This is a genomic window from Curtobacterium sp. PhB130 (assembly GCF_003755165.1).
Classification (GTDB): domain Bacteria; phylum Actinomycetota; class Actinomycetes; order Actinomycetales; family Microbacteriaceae; genus Curtobacterium.
In genome coordinates this window covers 731,703-746,281 of the sequence record NZ_RKII01000006.1, presented here as the reverse complement: position 1 = coordinate 746,281, position 14,579 = coordinate 731,703, and the positions used below count along the sequence as shown (strand labels likewise).

Here is a 14,579-nt window from a genome sequence, read left to right as displayed (position 1 = left end):
TACGGAGGAACCGCGGCGGGGACCTCCCACGCCGGACGGGCACCGGGCCTCCGTCCCGAGGCGGAGACGCGGGCTACTCGCCGGACCGGACCACTCCGTGCTCGTACGCCCAGACCACCGCCTGCACGCGGTCCCGGAGCCCCAGCTTCTGCAGCACGTTCGACACGTGGGTCTTCACCGTGGCCTCGCCGACGAACAGCTGCCGCGCGATCTCCCCGTTGCTGCGCCCGCGACCGAGCAGCCGCAGCACCTCGGTCTCGCGTTCGGTGAGCCCCGCGATCGGCCCGTCGTCGACGACCACCGCCGGCTGGGACCCGGTCGCACGGCTGATCACGCGACGGGTCACGTCCGGCGCGAGCAGCGCGTCACCGGCGGCGACCGTGAGCACCGCGTCGACCAGCTTCTCCGGGGAGGCGTTCTTCAGGAGGAACCCGCTCGCGCCCGCATCGAGCGCCGCGAAGAGCGTGTCGTCGTTGTCGAACGTCGTGAGGACGAGGACCGGCGGCGGGTCGTCGAGCGCGGTGATGCGTCGTGCAGCCTCGAGCCCGTCGACGCCCGGCATCTGCACGTCGAGGCAGACCACGTCCGGACGGTGCTCCTCGACCGCGCGGACCGCTGCGAGGCCGTCGGCGGCCTCGGCCACCACGCGGATGCCCGGCTCCGACTCCAGGATGACCCGGAAGCCGGCGCGGACCAGGTCCTGGTCGTCGGCGAGGACCACGCGGACGGTCACGGGGTCGGCAGCCATGCGCGCACCAGGTACCCTCCCCGGGCACGGGGCCCGATCTCGATGCGGCCACCGACGGCAGCCACGCGTTCGCGCATCCCGACGTGGCCGAGTCCGCCACCGCGGCTCCGGTCGGTCCCGTCTCCGGACGGCGGACGGGAGGCGCGACTCCCGATCCCGGTGTCGGTCACCTCGACCTCCACCGCGTCCGGCAGGTACCGCAGTCGCAGGTCGGCGCGCGCGTCCGGACCGGCGTGCTTCAGGACGTTGGTCACCGCCTCTTGCGCGATGCGGAACGCGACGGTCGCGACGGTCGGCGGGACCGGGCGTTCGTCCCCGACGACGGTGTACTCGGCCCGGCGACCCGCAGCGGTCGCGGCGGTGGCGAGCTCCGCGATCCGGGCGAGCCCCTCGGTGCTCGGGGCGTCGGCCGTGCTGCCGTCGACGTCGCGGTCGTCCTCACGCAGCGTGCCGAGCATCTTCCGGAGTTCCTCGACCGCGGTCCTGGCGCTGTCCTCGACGACGCCGAGGGAGGTGGCCGCCAGGGCCGGGTCGCGCTCGAGCACCCGCCGCGCCGCCCCGGCCTGCACGCCCATCAGCGACACGTGGTGGGCGACGACGTCGTGGAGTTCGCGGGCGATGCGGACCCGCTCGAGCGCGACGGCCTGCACCGCGTTCCGTTCCCGTTCGACCGCGAGTTCGGCGGTGCGCTCGGCCAGCGCGTGCTTCGCCACCGCGGACGCCCATGCCCGGTTGCCGGAGTACCAGGCCGCACCGAAGTAGACCAGGTTGATGATGATCGACATCAGCGAGTTCGCGATGACGGGCGACACCAGGCCGTCCCCGTCGTTCGGCAGCGCGCTCGGCACCGACCAGCTGAACGAGATCGCGAGGAACAGCCACACGAACATGCCGGCGATGACGACCCACCGGACGATCTCGGCACGCAGCCGGTCCGAGCACCACGCCCCCACCGTGTACAGCGCGATGAAGAGCGTGAAGTTGTTGAAGAAGAGCTCCGGCACGTGCAGGACCTGCATCGCCGCGAACGTCAGGGCGACCACCACGGCGACGGTCATCGGGAACCGGCGGCGGAGCGCGAGCGATGCCGTGTTCGCCAGCACGAGGAGCACGGAGACCCACCACGGGGCGAGCTCGTCGTAGAAGCCCGTGGAGCCGTAGAGGATCGTCGACACCGCCATCCCGAGGGCCAGCGCCGCGGCGAGCAGGGCGTCCTGCCGGTACTCGCGGCGCCCGACCGGCAGCCGCGACCAGTCGTCCTGTGTCTCCCCCGCCGTCACCATGCCGCCAACGGTAGCGGGTGGGGGCGAGCACGCGCGGGGGCGCTGGCCCCCACCCGACGCACCCCGGGTCGGATCGCGGGTGGGATCGCGGGTGGGACCCCGGGTCGGATCGCGCGTGGGAAGTCGAATCGCGCGTAAGGGGTCAGAAGTTCCGACCCCCTACGCGCGATTCAACTTTCCAGCGCAGCCGTTGTGGGTCAGTTGCGACCGCGGCGACGACGACGGACCGTCAGCACGACACCGCCGGCGGCCGTCAGTGCTGCGGCGATCAGCAGCGCGTCCGGGGTCCCGGCGCTGCCGGTGTACGCCAGCCGGGTCGCCGCGGTGCCGGGCGCGGGAGCAGCAGCCGTGGTGGTGGTGGTCCGGGTCCCGGTCGTCGTGGTGCCGGCCGTCGTGGTCCCGGCCGTGCCGGTCGGGTCCGTCCCGCCGGTCGGGTCCGTCCCGCCGGTCGGGTCCGTCCCGCCGGTCGGGTCCGTGCCGCCGGTCGGGTCCGTCCCATCGGTCGGGTCCGTTCCGTCGGTCGGGTCCGTTCCGTCGGTCGGGCCGGGGGTGGCAACGAGGTCGATCGAGAACGGGTCCGATGCGATCGTCTGCAGCGCGAGTCCCTCGCCGGAGATCGTCGCGACCAGGCGGTGCTCTCCGATCTCCACGCCCGCCGGGAGCGCCGTGCGGATGTGGACCTCGCCGTCCTCGCCCACTGTGCTCGTCGCGAGCGCGACCGGCGTCGAGTGCAGCTCGAGCAGGACGGTCGCCCCGACCGGCAGGTGCGACGCGTCGAAGCCGACCGTCGCACCGACCTGCACCGAGTCGTCATCGGTCCCGGCGAACGATCCCGTGAACGTGAACGGGCTCGCCGCGTCCTGGGGCTCCGGGTCCGCCGTCCAGGCGCCGTCCGCGGCAGCCGAGACGGCGCGGATGCGGAACTGGTAGGCCGTCCTGTCGACCAGACCGGTCACCGTGGCAGGCGAGGTCGCGCTCGTCAGCGCCGGGGTCCAGTCGCCGTCGACGGTCCGGTACTCGACGTCGTACCCGCTGATCGAGGACCCGCCGTCGTCCGTCGGGGCGGACCAGGTGAGGAGCGCCGAGCCGGACCCGACCGCGACCGTCAGGGCGCTGGGCGCCGATGCCGGTCCGACCGGGACGACGTGCGCGGTGGTCCAGGCGCTCGCGCCGTCCGCCGAGTCCGCGGCGACGCGCACCTGGTAGTCCGTGCCGTTCACCAGACCGGTGAGGTCGGCAGACTTCCCGGACGAGGCGTCCGCTGACTGCCAGGTCTCGCCGTCGAGGACCTCGACGCGGTACCCGGTGACCGGGGTGCCGCGTTCGACCGAGGGCTGCCACACCAGCTGCGCGCCGCCGTCGACGCCGGTCGTCACGAGCCCGGTGGGTGCGAGCGGGACGTCGGTCGTGACGGTGCTCGTGGAGTCGGTCGGCGTCGCTGCCCCGGCGACGGAGGACGCCGCGACCGAGAACGCGTACGACGTGCCGGGAACGAGCCCCTCCACCGTGCAGCTGGTCGAGGTCGTGGTGCAGCTCGCGCCGCCAGGCTCCGCGGTGACCGTGAACGTGGTGGCGTCGTCCCCGCTGGCGCCCGCGGTCCAGGAGACCACCGCCGACTCATGCGCTCCGACGACCTGGACCGCGGTGGGAGCAGCCGGTGCGATGCGCGGGCGGACCGTGATCGTCGACGACACCACGGACGAGCCGTCGTCGTTCGCCGCCTGGACGGTGAAGTCGTAGGTGCCGGTCGCCGTCGGGGTGCCGCTGACGCCGTCGGCGGTCAGGACGAGTCCCGGCGGGAGCGACCCTGCGGTCACCGAGAGCGTCGGCGCCGGGGTCCCGGAGAGGCCGAACGTCGAGGAGTACGGCGATCCGACGGGCACCGTCACGGTGCCGGGTCCGCCGTTGACGAAGGCGCTCCAGTCCATGTACGTGCGGAACACTCAGTCGTAGTCCCCGCCGCCCACGTTCGGATTGCCAGCGGGGTAGGGGTTGCCGCCGGCGACGACCTGCCCGGGGCCGTTGCGCACCAACGCGTACTTCGTCCCGGCGACGAGCCGCGCGGGCTGCGCGAAGTCGGCGGTCACCCAGCCGTAGCCGCTGCCCGTGGAGACCGGCGTGACCGCGAGCGGCGCCACCGAGGTGTTCGGGGAGCCGGACGAGGTGACCGGGTAGATCGAGAGCGTCTGATTCGCCCAGCCGTACCAGTACTCGTAGATCTCCACGTGCGCCAGGGCACCGTTCGAGCCGGCGACGAAGGTCTGGCTGGCCTGCGCGACGGCCGCCATGCCGCCCGGACCGGCCTCGCCGCTGGACTGGTCGAGGTGCAGCGTCGGCGCGGCGATCGCGGCGGTCGGGACGGCGAGCAGTCCACCCAGCGCGACGACTCCGGTCACCGCGACGGCGGCGATTCGGGCGGACAGGGCATGGCGGAACGGGGAGCGGCGGCGAGCGCGCATCGGAGTCCTCTCGGGTGGACAGCGCCGGTGCGCGTCGGAGTCGACAGTACTGAGCAGTATCGATGCCCCACACGCCCCCGTTCGAGTCGAGATCCGGGACGAACCAGCACGAACGGATCGGGCGCACTGCCCGGCATCCGGTTAGCATCCACTCCACCGGGGCCAGGGGTGACCCCGCGAGGGATCAGGGGCCCTGCCATGACCGCACGACGATGGACGACGGTCGGGATCACGACCGCCATGACACTGATCGGGGTGCTCGTCGCGCCGGCCACCGCCGCGACGGCCGCACCGGCGGACGGAGGGCTCACCGTGATGCTCACCGACCCGGACAAGCAACCGCTCGCGATGGAGGGCGTCGCCGTCGACCTCCGCGCTGCCGACGGCTCGACCGAGGCCTCGGCGACGAGCGACCAGCGCGGACGGCTGACGTTCGAGGACGTGCCGGCGGGCACCTGGACGCTGCACGGTGAGCGCGAGGGCTCGTACGGCTTCGACGACGTCATCCCGGCCGAGCGCACCGGGGTCGTCGTCGCGCCCGGCAGTCACGACGCGGTGGTCCTGGTCGTCCGACGGGGTGCGTCCATCGGCGGCACCGCACACAACCCCTACGGCGCGGACCTGTCCGGCGCAGCCGTCGTCGTCCGCGGCTGGAACACCGGCACGGTCAAGCGCACCGTGACCGCACCCGACGGGCAGTACTGGGTGCACGGGCTGCCGAGCGACGACTACAGCGTGCAGGTGAACGCGCACGACGAGACACTCGACTCGTGGCCGGCGCTCCGCAGCCTGTCGTGGGGCTTCCACCGCGACCCGGGCAGCACCGCCGAGCGGACCTACGTCCGGGTCGCGCACCAGGCGGTCGGGCGGACCGAGACCGTCGTGGACGGGATCGACGGCAGCGCGACCCAGGGCGTCTCCCTCGCTGCGATCGTCAACCCGCAGCTCGACACCGACTTCACGAACGCCCGGGTGCACGTCTACGGGGAGTCCATCGGCAGCACCTTCGACACCACGATGACCTACTGGACGCCGGGCCGTGGTGGCCTGTTCGGTGTCGTGCTGAGTGCCGGTCGCTACAAGGTCGAGGTCGTCGGCTGGTCGCCGAGCCAGCGGAAGTACGTGTCGTACTGGTACGGCGGCGAGGGCAACCGGCCGGTGGCCGATCGCGCCTCGTCGCACACGGTGGTGATGGCCGCCGACCAGAGCCGCACGATCAACTTCTGGAGCACGCGCTGATGCGCGGCCCCTGCTGCCCGCGCAGCCCGGTCGGCCCGTGCGTCAGCTCGCCGGCGGTGCGTACAGCTGCAGGTCGTTGCCCTCGCTGTCCTTGAAGGGGACGATCTTCCCCCACGGGTGCTCGCTGATCTCGCCCTGGATGTCCGCACCGCGTTCCTTGAGACCGGCGACCTCGTCCTCGATGCTGCCGTCCGGCTGGAACGACACGACCGCGCCGCCGTCCTGCGAGGGGCCGGCCGACTCACGGCCGTTCAGCCCGATGCGCAGGCCGTTCGCGTCGATCTCGCTCCAGTCGTCGGACTCGCTCGTGACCTCCAGCCCGAGCGTGTCCCGGTAGAACGCGACGGCGCGTGGCATGTCGGTGACCGGGACCCAGACTGCTGCGACTCCTGTTGCCATGGTGCTTCCTCTCGTCGGTGGTGCTCGTCCGTGGTACGAGCGGGACGGTAGGCACGCGGCGGTGCGTGCGGGTCCAGGAAGGTGCGCGGAGCGCATCGCGGGCGTAGGTTCCGCCCCATGAAGCTGGTCACGTACTCGATGGGGATGACGCTCGACGGCTACATCGTGGGGCCGGACGGTGGGTTCGACTGGGGTGCGCCGGACGCGGAGGAGTTCCGCGCCTCGATCGACGAGATCCGCGGGATCGACGTGCACCTGCTCGGACGGCGGCTGCACGAGACGATGGTCTACTGGGAGGACCCGGAGCAGGCGACGTCGTGGGACGACGCCGAGCGCGAGTGGGCGGACCTCTGGAACGCGTTGCCGAAGGTGGTGTTCTCGAGGACGCTGTCGAGCGTCGACGCGAGCAACACCCGGCTGGCGACGGTCGGCCTCGCGGAGGAGATCGAACGGCTGCGTGCGGAGCCGGGCGACGGCGACATCGCGATCGGCGGCGCGACCCTCGCGGCAGCGGCCGCCGAGCTCGGGCTGATCGACGAGTACCGCGTCCGCGTCTCCCCGGTGCTGGTCGGCGGCGGGATCCCGTACTTCCCGCCGACGCAACGCCAGGTCGACCTCGAGCTGCTCGACACGCGGACCTTCGCCACCGGCGCGGTGGCGCTCCGCTACCGCGTGCGGCGCTGAGGGCGGCACAGCGTCCGGCGGAGCAGTGGCGAACCGGGCGACGGCCGGGAGGCCACTGGGCGCGTTCAGAGCGCGAGCAGCAGCACCACCAGGGTCGCGACCGACACGGCGAGCAGGACGGCTGCGCCCTGCAGGCCCTTGTCGTGCGCACGCACGTGCGCGACGATCGCACCGGCGAAGTAGATGACCGCTCCGATCGCAGCGGCGATCCCGAGCGCCGGGACCCACAGGCCGACGACGAGCCCGATGGTGGCGAGGACCTCGAGCACCCCGAGGACGCGCATCTGGCCAGGGGTGACGTTGACCGTGGCCATGTTCGCGCGCATCTGGGCGGCCCCGACGAGCTTCATCACCCCGGATCCGAGCATGGCGACGGCGAGGACGAGGACGAGGACGACGGCTGCGATGTGCACGGGGGACTCCAGATGAAACGGACAGTTGTCTCCGCTTCAATCCGGACAGCACTCCCCGTATTCCCGGATTGCCGTCGTACACTCCGATCGTGAGCGAGACGACACCACGGGCCCCGCGGCGGGACGTGCTCCGCAACCGGGCCGCGATCGTCGACTCGGCGTGCACGGCCTTCGCCGAACGCGGCCTCGACGCCCCGCTGGAACCGATCGCCGCGGCTGCCGGAGTCGGCAACGCCACGCTCTACCGGCACTTCCCGGAGCGCGCCGCCCTCTGGGAAGCCGTCCTGCAGGCACCCCTGCAAGAGGTCCTCGACCTGATGCGGGAGTGCCTCGCGCGCTCGGAGGACGACCCGTGGGCGGGCTTCGCGACCTTCATCCGGCGGACCGCCGACATCGAGGCCCGGCGCGAGGGCTTCAGCGAGCTCATGACGACGCGGTTCACCGGCGCCCCGACGCTGCTCGCCCTGCGCGCCGAGATCCAGGCGGGGCTGGAGTCGCTCTTCCGCCGAGCGCAGGACGCCGGCGCGGTCCGGGCCGATGCCGCGCTCGAGGACGTCGCCGTGGTGCAGCTCTCGATGGCCCGCACGATCGAGACGTTCGGCGACGTCGCGCCGGAGCTGCACCGCCGCTGGGTCGACCTGATGCTCGACGGCTTCCGTGCGCCGGGCGCGGACCGGGAGCCGCTCGGCGGGCCGCCGCTCCGCCCGAACCAGATCTGGCGGGCTCTCATGCGCCGACGCTGACGCGGCGTGACGTCGCGCGGGAATGGAAGTCACCCCGGCGGCTTTGACCCCTCCATGACAACGTCAGCAGAGCGCCGCGGGTGGCTCAGCGTCCTCTCCGTCGCACTCGGGTCCTTCGTCCTGGTGCTCTCGGAGTTCCTGCCCATCGGGCTCCTCCCCGCGATCGCCACCGACCTCGACGTCCCCGTCGGGACCGCCGGGCTGATGGTCGTCGCGACCGGCCTGGTCGGAGCCGTCGCAGCACCGGTGGTCACGGTCGCCACGTCGCGCCTCGACCGTCGCGTCGTGCTCGTCGCCCTGACGGTCCTGCTCGTCGTCGCCGACGGCCTGGCGGCCGTCGCGCCGTCCTTCGCGGTCCTGCTCGGCGCGCGGATGCTGCTGGGAGTCGGGATCGGCGGCTTCTGGGCCATCGGGGCGGGGATCGCCGGGAGGCTCGTGGCGGCCCCGTCGGTGATCCGTGCGACCTCCTTCATCACGGCGGGCGTCTCGGTCGCCACCGTCGTCAGCCTCCCGCTCGGCGCGTTCGTCTCCGCGCTGGCCAGCTGGCGCCTCGGGTTCGTGATCGGCGGTGCGCTCGGCCTCGTGGCCCTGGTCCTCCAGCTCGTGATGCTGCCGAGCATCCCCGCGGTGCAGCGGGTGCGCTTCAGCACCCTCGGCGCGCTGCTCCGGGTCCCGCGGGCACGGGTCGGGCTCATCGCCGCCGCGTTCGTCTTCGCGGCGCAGTTCGCGGCGTACACCTACGTCGCGCCGTACCTGCAGGACCTCGTGCGGGTCGGTCCGGAGACGGTGACCCTGGCGCTCCTGGTGTTCGGTGTCGCGGGCATCGTCGGCAACTTCGCCGCCGGGTTCACGCTCGGCAAGAGCGTGCTCGGCACCATCGGGGTGTCGAAGGTCGTCCTCGCCGCCGCGGTCATCGCCCTGCCGCTCCTGGCGCACTCGGTCGTCGGCGTGTTCGCGCTGCTCGTCGTGTGGGGACTGGTCTGGGGTGCGCTGCCGCTCGGGATGCAGACGTGGATGTCCACGGCGTCCCCGGGCGGTTCGGAGACCGGGCTCGCCCTGTTCGTCACGACCATCCAGCTCGCCATCGCCGCGGGATCGGTCCTCGGCGGCGTCGCGGTGACGTCGTTCGGCCTCGCGGCGGACTTCTGGTTCGCGGGCGGGATCGCCGTGATCGGTGCGGCCGTGATCGTCGGGCTCGGTCTGCGGCGTGCGAACGGGATCCCGGTGGCGCCGGACGCGCCGGCCGCCGACCTCGCCGCCGCCGCGCCGACCGGTCCCGTCGCGACGGTCGGCAGCACCGGCGCCTGAGCTCGGCCCCGCTGGGCAGGCGCCCGCCCGGGGAGTGGGTGTCGAGGGAGGGGACGGACTGCGGGGGCGCGGCGCGGTCCCCTCCCTCGGAGCACGCCCTTCCCCCACCACAGGAGACTCCGCAGAGGGGCGCGCTCGTCGCGATCAGGTCGTGATCGCGAGTTCTCGTGGTCCGCGTTCGGGGACGGGGGCCGGGTGCGCCCGGCTCATCGTCTCCAGGACGCGCACGACCTGGTACGAGTAGCCGAACTCGTTGTCGTACCAGACGTAGAGCACGACGTCGTCGCCGTTCGCCTGCGTCGCGAGCCCGTCGACGACACCCGCGAAGCGCGACCCGAGGACGTCGGAGGAGACGAACTCGGGCGACTCGACGTAGTCGACCTGGGACCGCAGCGCCGAGCCGAGCGACACGCTCCGGAGGAACGCGTTGACGCCGTCCCGGTCGGTCGGACGCCCGAGCCGCAGGTTCAGGATCGCGAGCGACACGTCGGGCGTCGGCACGCGGATGGCGCTCGCGGTGAGCTTGCCGTCGAGCGCGGGGACGGCCTTCGCCACGGCACGGGCGGCACCGGTCTCGGTGATCACCATGTTGAGCGGTGCCGCACGACCGCGACGATCCGCCTTGTGGAAGTTGTCGGTCAGGTTCTGGTCGTTCGTGAACGAGTGCACCGTCTCGATGTGCCCGCGGACCACGCCGTACTCGGCGTCGAGCGCGGCGAGCACCGGGGCGACGGCGTTCGTCGTGCACGAGGCCGCCGCGACGACGTCCGCGTCCTCGGCGTCGGCGCCGTTGATGCCCTGGACGACGTTCGGGACGCTGCCCTTGCCGGGTGCGGTGAGGAGCACGCGTGCTGCGCCGGGCGCCACCAGGTGCCGCCGGAGCTCGTCGTCGGTGCGCCACCGGCCGGTGTTGTCGACGATGATCGCGTCGTCGATCCCGTACGCCGTGTAGTCGATCTCGCTCGGGTCGGACGCCCGGATCACGGCGATGCTGGTGCCGTTCGCGATGATCGTCTGGGCGTCCTCGTCGACGGAGATCGTGCCGTCGAAGGGGCCGTGCACGGAGTCGCGCCGCAGCAGGCTCGCACGCTTGACGAGGTCGTCGGCGCCGGTCGCCTCACGCACCACGATCGCCCGGAGCCGCAGCCCGGTCGCGCGGGACTGGTGGGAGATCAGGATCCGGGCGAGCAGGCGTCCGATGCGGCCGAACCCGTAGAGCACCACGTCCGTCGTCGGCAGCGGCCCGCTGCCGTCCGCGGACCGGAGCTGTTCGGCGATCGTCGCGGCCGCGTCCGCGTCGGATGCAGAACGCACCCGTGCGGCGAGGGCGCCGAGGTCGAGGGACGCCGGACCACTGCCGGTCGCGTCGATCGTCCGCAGGATCGCGAGCGACTCCGCCAGCGGCAACGGTGCACCGTCGACGTGCCGGGCGAACCGGTGCGCCTTGACGATCTCGATCGCCGAGCGGTTCACCAGCCGGCGACCGTGGATGCCGGCGACGACGCCGTCCCGCCGGTGCAGCCGCCCGATGATCGGGATCATCTCCTCGGCGAGCTCGAGCTGCGCGTTCCAGTCGTCCCACAGGTCCGATGCGTCCTGCGTGGCGGTCACGCCGCCTCCTCGAGACGACGGCACAGCTGGTCGAGCCGGGCACGCAGCCGAGCGGGGACCCGGTCGCCGAAGCGGTCGAAGTGCGCGCGGAGCTGCTCGGCCTCGGCGGACCACGCGGTCGGGTCGACCGCGAAGAGCTCGTCGAGCGCGAAGCCGTCGAGGTCGAGGCCGGCGAGGTCGAGTTCACCGACCGCGGGGAGCCCGCCGATCGGGCTCCAGTCGACGTCGGCGTCCCCGTCGAGTCGTGCGGCGATCCACTCGAGCACGCGGACGTTGTCGCCGAACCCGGGCCAGAGGTACTTGCCGTCGGCGGACTTGCGGAACCAGTTCACCCGGAAGACCCGCGGCGCCTTGGAACCCAGCTGGTCGCCGATCTCGAGCCAGTGCGCCCAGTGGTCGGCCATGTTGTAGCCGCAGAAGGGCTGCATCGCGAACGGGTCGAGCCGGAGTTCCCCGACCGGCCCTTCGGCGGCGGCGGTCTGCTCGCTCGAGATCGTCGAACCGAAGAACACGCCGTGCTCCCAGTCCTCGGCCTCCGCCACCAGCGGCACGTTCGTCGCGCGACGGCCACCGAAGACGACCGCGTCGATGGGGACCCCGTCCGGGCTGTCCCAGTCGTCGGAGATCGTCGGGCACTGGTCGGCGGCGACGGTGAAGCGGGCGTTCGGGTGCGCGGCCGGGGTGCTGCTGCCCGGCTCCCACGCCTGTCCGCGCCAGTCGATGAGGTGGCTCGGGGCCGTCTCCGAGGCACCCTCCCACCAGACGTCGCCGTCGAGCGTCATGGCGACGTTCGTGAAGATCGTGTTCGAGCGGATGGTGGTCATCGCGGCCGGGTTCGTGTCCGGGCCGGTGCCGGGGGCGACGCCGAAGAAGCCGGCCTCCGGGTTGATCGCCCACAGGCGACCGTCGGCGCCGGGCCGCAGCCAGGCGATGTCGTCGCCGATGGTCTCGACCTTCCAGCCGGGGACGGTCGGCGTCATCATCGCGAAGTTCGTCTTGCCGCAGGCGGACGGGAACGCCGCAGCGACGTGCAGGACCTTGCCCGCCGGCGTCGTGACGCGGATGAGCAGCATGTGCTCGGCGAGCCAGCCGTCCTCACGCGCCATGGTCGAGGCGATCCGGAGCGCGAAGCACTTCTTCGCCAGCAGCGCGTTGCCGCCGTACCCGGAGCCGTACGACCAGATCTCCCGACTCTCCGGGAAGTGCGCGATGACCTTCGTCGGGTTGGACGGCCACGGGACGTCGTCGACCCGGGAGCCGTCGTCGGTGACGAGCGGCATGCCGACGGTGTGCAGCGCCGGCACCCAGACGCTGTCCGGGCCGATCTGCGCGAGCGCGTCGTCGCCCATCCTGGCCATGATCCTGGTCGAGACCACCACGTACGGCGAGTCCGTGATCTGGACGCCGACCTGCGAGATCGCGCCGCCGACCGGGCCCATCGAGAACGGGACGACGTACATCGTGCGCCCGCGCATCGCGCCGCGGAAGCGGTCCGTGAGCTCGGCACGCATCGCGTCCGGCGCCCGCCAGTTGTTCGTCGGGCCGGCGTCCGCCTCGCGCTCGGAGCAGATGAACGTGCGGTCCTCGACGCGGGCGACGTCCGCCGGGTCGCTCCTGGCGAGGTAGCTGCCGGGGCGGAGCCCGTCGTCCAGCGCGATGACGGAGCCGGCGGTGACCATCTCGCCGAGCAGTCTGCGGTTCTCGGCGTCACTGCCGTCGCACCAGACGACCTGATCCGGTTCCGTCAGGGACGCGACATCCGCCACCCAGGTGCGCAGTGCCTCCAGGCCGGGTCGGGGGTGGATGCCGGACGGTGCGGACGTGGTCGGACGGACGATGCTCATACGCCGACACGCTCCCCCAGCACGTCACGGATGCGGGCGGTGACCTTCTCGACGGACAGCCCGTACTTGTCGAGCAGGAAGTCGTTCGGGCCGGACTCGGCCCACGAGTCGGCGAGGCCGACCTTGTGCAGGCGTGCGCCGCTGGCGTGACCGGCGAGGACGGCGGCGACCACGTCACCGAGCCCACCGACGACGGAGTGCTCCTCGACCGTGACCACGGTCCGCGCCCCGTCGAGGATCGCCCAGAGCGCTTCCTCGTCGAGGGGCTTGATCGTCGGCAGGTGCACGTGCGTGACGGTCGCACCGGAGGCCTCCACCGCGGTGACCGCCTCGACCGTGCGGGACGTCTGCACGCCGGTCGAGACGACCGTCACGTCAGCGTCGCTGCCACCGTCGCGGAGCAGCACCGGGGCACCGACGCGGAACTCGTAGCCGTCGTCGAAGACGTCGGCCACGGCGTCACGGGCCAGCCGCAGGTAGACGGGACCGTCGTGGTCCGCTGCCCAGCGGATGATCGCCGCCGCCTCGGTCTCGTCCGCGGGGGCGAGCACCGTCATGTTCGGCAGCGCCCGCATCACGGAGAGGTCCTCGATGTCCTGGTGGGTCTTGCCGCTCGCGCCGTTGAGCAGGCCGGTGTACGCCGCGGCGAGCCGGACCGGCGCCTTGGTCTGCGAGACGAGCATGCGCACCTGGTCGAGGGCGCGGTTGGTCAGGAACACGCCGAACGACGACAGCCACGGGCGGTACCCGAGCGTCGACATGCCGAACGCGATGCCGACCATGTTCTGCTCGGCGATGCCGGCCTGGACGAATCGCTCCGGGTGGGCGTTGGCGAAGGTGACGGCCATCGTCGAGGTGGCCAGGTCGCCGTCGACGACGACGATGCGGTCGTCGGTCTCGGCGAGTTCGGTGAGGGTGTCGCCCCACACTGCGCGCTGTGCCTTCATGCCAGGGCCTCCGTCTTCTGGTCGATGAGGAGCTCCGCACGGGCGGTGGCGAGCTGTTCCTCGGTGGGGACGCCGTTGTGCCACTTGAACGTGGCGCGGGTGAAGGAGACGCCGTTGCCCTTCACCGTGTGGGCGATGATCGCGGTCGGCTTGCCGCTCGTGCCGCGGGCCGCGTCGACCTCGCCGTAGGCGTCGAGGATCTCCTCGTAGTCGTGGCCGTTGATCTCGATCACGTTCCAGCCGAACCCGCGGAACACCGCGGGCAGGTTGACGTGCCCCATCGGCTCGCTGCGGTCGTAGCGGTCGTGGTCGCCGGACGGCCAGCCGTACTGCTGCAGGCCGTTCAGGTCGATGATCGCGGTGAGGTTGTCGAGGCCGTACCGGGGAGCGTGGATGACGGTCTCCCAGACCATGCCCTCCTCGATCTCGCCGTCGCCGAGCACGACCCAGGTGTGGAAGTCCTTGCCCTGCATCTTGGCGGCGATCGCCATGCCGGAGCCGGCCGAGAGGCCCTGCCCGAGCGAGCCGGTGGACGAGTCGACGCCCGGCGTGAGCTTCATGTCGGGGTGACCCTGCAGGCGGGAGTCGCCGTGGTCGAACGTGCTGAGTTCCTCGACGGGGAAGTACCCGCGGAGCGCCAGGACCGAGTACAGCCCGATCGCCGAGTGGCCCTTCGACAGGATGAACCGGTCGCGGTCCGGGTCGTGCGGCTGCTCGGGGTCGATCCGGAGCTGGTGGAAGTAGAGGGCGACCATCAGGTCCATCGCGGACATGGGTCCGCCGATGTGCCCGGCTCCGCTGGACGCGACGGTCTCGAGGACGCGCCACCGCCCTTCACGGGCAACGGTCTCCAGGTGTTCGACGTCTCTCGCGTCGTTGCGTGTCACGGCGACTCCTTCGT

General features: G+C 72.3%; 14 protein-coding genes. 4 read left to right on the top strand and 10 right to left on the bottom strand.

Annotated features, from left to right (window positions below; genetic code table 11):
* Window positions 1–73: 73 nt before the first annotated feature.
* From EDF24_RS03765 to EDF24_RS19015, 4 genes are all read right to left on the bottom strand, one after another.
* Complete coding sequence (locus EDF24_RS03765) at window positions 74–748, bottom strand: response regulator transcription factor (RefSeq protein WP_123701137.1); 675 nt, start codon at window positions 746–748, stop codon at window positions 74–76.
* A complete protein-coding gene (locus tag EDF24_RS03760; RefSeq protein WP_123701136.1) occupies window positions 730–2,031 on the bottom strand; it encodes a sensor histidine kinase in 1,302 nt (433 codons plus the stop codon). Before EDF24_RS03760 ends, EDF24_RS03765 begins: the two co-directional genes overlap by 19 nt.
* 197 nt (window positions 2,032–2,228) lie before the next feature.
* On the bottom strand, window positions 2,229–3,974 hold the full coding sequence (locus tag EDF24_RS03755; protein WP_123701135.1) for a fibronectin type III domain-containing protein: 1,746 nt from the start codon (window positions 3,972–3,974) through the stop codon (window positions 2,229–2,231).
* Window positions 3,975–4,490, bottom strand: a complete 516-nt coding sequence (locus EDF24_RS19015) for a hypothetical protein (RefSeq protein WP_185021545.1) — start codon at window positions 4,488–4,490, stop codon at window positions 3,975–3,977. It lies immediately after the preceding gene.
* A gap of 198 nt (window positions 4,491–4,688) precedes the next feature.
* On the opposite strand from EDF24_RS19015, the gene EDF24_RS19010 reads away from it, so the two are divergent.
* Entirely contained in the window at window positions 4,689–5,729 is a 1,041-nt protein-coding gene (locus EDF24_RS19010; RefSeq protein WP_185021544.1) for a carboxypeptidase-like regulatory domain-containing protein, read from the top strand.
* Between the two features lie 42 nt (window positions 5,730–5,771).
* Here EDF24_RS19010 and EDF24_RS03745 read toward each other — a convergent pair whose 3' ends face one another.
* Window positions 5,772–6,128: a VOC family protein gene (locus EDF24_RS03745; RefSeq protein ID WP_123701134.1), complete on the bottom strand. Its 357-nt coding sequence runs from the start codon at window positions 6,126–6,128 to the stop codon at window positions 5,772–5,774.
* 117 nt (window positions 6,129–6,245) lie between these two features.
* Here EDF24_RS03745 and EDF24_RS03740 point away from each other — a divergent pair, with 117 nt between their 5' ends.
* Window positions 6,246–6,812 (top strand): dihydrofolate reductase family protein, encoded by a 567-nt coding sequence (locus EDF24_RS03740; RefSeq protein WP_123701133.1) that lies wholly within the window; start codon window positions 6,246–6,248, stop codon window positions 6,810–6,812.
* Window positions 6,813–6,877: 65 nt separating this feature from the next.
* Here the strand turns inward: EDF24_RS03740 and EDF24_RS03735 are convergent, their stop codons facing one another.
* On the bottom strand, window positions 6,878–7,225 hold the full coding sequence (locus tag EDF24_RS03735; protein ID WP_123701132.1) for a DoxX family protein: 348 nt from the start codon (window positions 7,223–7,225) through the stop codon (window positions 6,878–6,880).
* An 89-nt stretch (window positions 7,226–7,314) separates the two neighbouring features.
* On the opposite strand from EDF24_RS03735, the gene EDF24_RS03730 reads away from it, so the two are divergent.
* Together EDF24_RS03730 and EDF24_RS03725 are read left to right on the top strand one after the other, a co-directional pair.
* Window positions 7,315–7,968 (top strand): TetR/AcrR family transcriptional regulator, encoded by a 654-nt coding sequence (locus EDF24_RS03730; RefSeq protein WP_148070783.1) that lies wholly within the window; start codon window positions 7,315–7,317, stop codon window positions 7,966–7,968.
* 54 nt (window positions 7,969–8,022) lie between these two features.
* A complete protein-coding gene (locus tag EDF24_RS03725) occupies window positions 8,023–9,276 on the top strand; it encodes an MFS transporter (RefSeq protein ID WP_123655262.1) in 1,254 nt (417 codons plus the stop codon).
* 144 nt (window positions 9,277–9,420) lie between these two features.
* Here the strand turns inward: EDF24_RS03725 and EDF24_RS03720 are convergent, their stop codons facing one another.
* Genes EDF24_RS03720 through EDF24_RS03705 form a run of 4 tightly spaced genes read right to left on the bottom strand, consistent with a single transcriptional unit; the run spans window position 9,421 to window position 14,565 of the window.
* Window positions 9,421–10,887 (bottom strand): glyceraldehyde-3-phosphate dehydrogenase, encoded by a 1,467-nt coding sequence (locus tag EDF24_RS03720; protein ID WP_185021543.1) that lies wholly within the window; start codon window positions 10,885–10,887, stop codon window positions 9,421–9,423.
* Window positions 10,884–12,731: a phosphoenolpyruvate carboxykinase (GTP) gene (locus EDF24_RS03715; RefSeq protein ID WP_123701130.1), complete on the bottom strand. Its 1,848-nt coding sequence runs from the start codon at window positions 12,729–12,731 to the stop codon at window positions 10,884–10,886. Before EDF24_RS03715 ends, EDF24_RS03720 begins: the two co-directional genes overlap by 4 nt.
* Window positions 12,728–13,678, bottom strand: a complete 951-nt coding sequence (locus tag EDF24_RS03710; RefSeq protein ID WP_123655260.1) for a transketolase family protein — start codon at window positions 13,676–13,678, stop codon at window positions 12,728–12,730. The genes EDF24_RS03715 and EDF24_RS03710 overlap by 4 nt, the downstream gene beginning before the upstream one ends.
* Complete coding sequence (locus EDF24_RS03705) at window positions 13,675–14,565, bottom strand: transketolase (RefSeq protein ID WP_243698176.1); 891 nt, start codon at window positions 14,563–14,565, stop codon at window positions 13,675–13,677. Before EDF24_RS03705 ends, EDF24_RS03710 begins: the two co-directional genes overlap by 4 nt.
* Window positions 14,566–14,579: the final 14 nt, after the last annotated feature.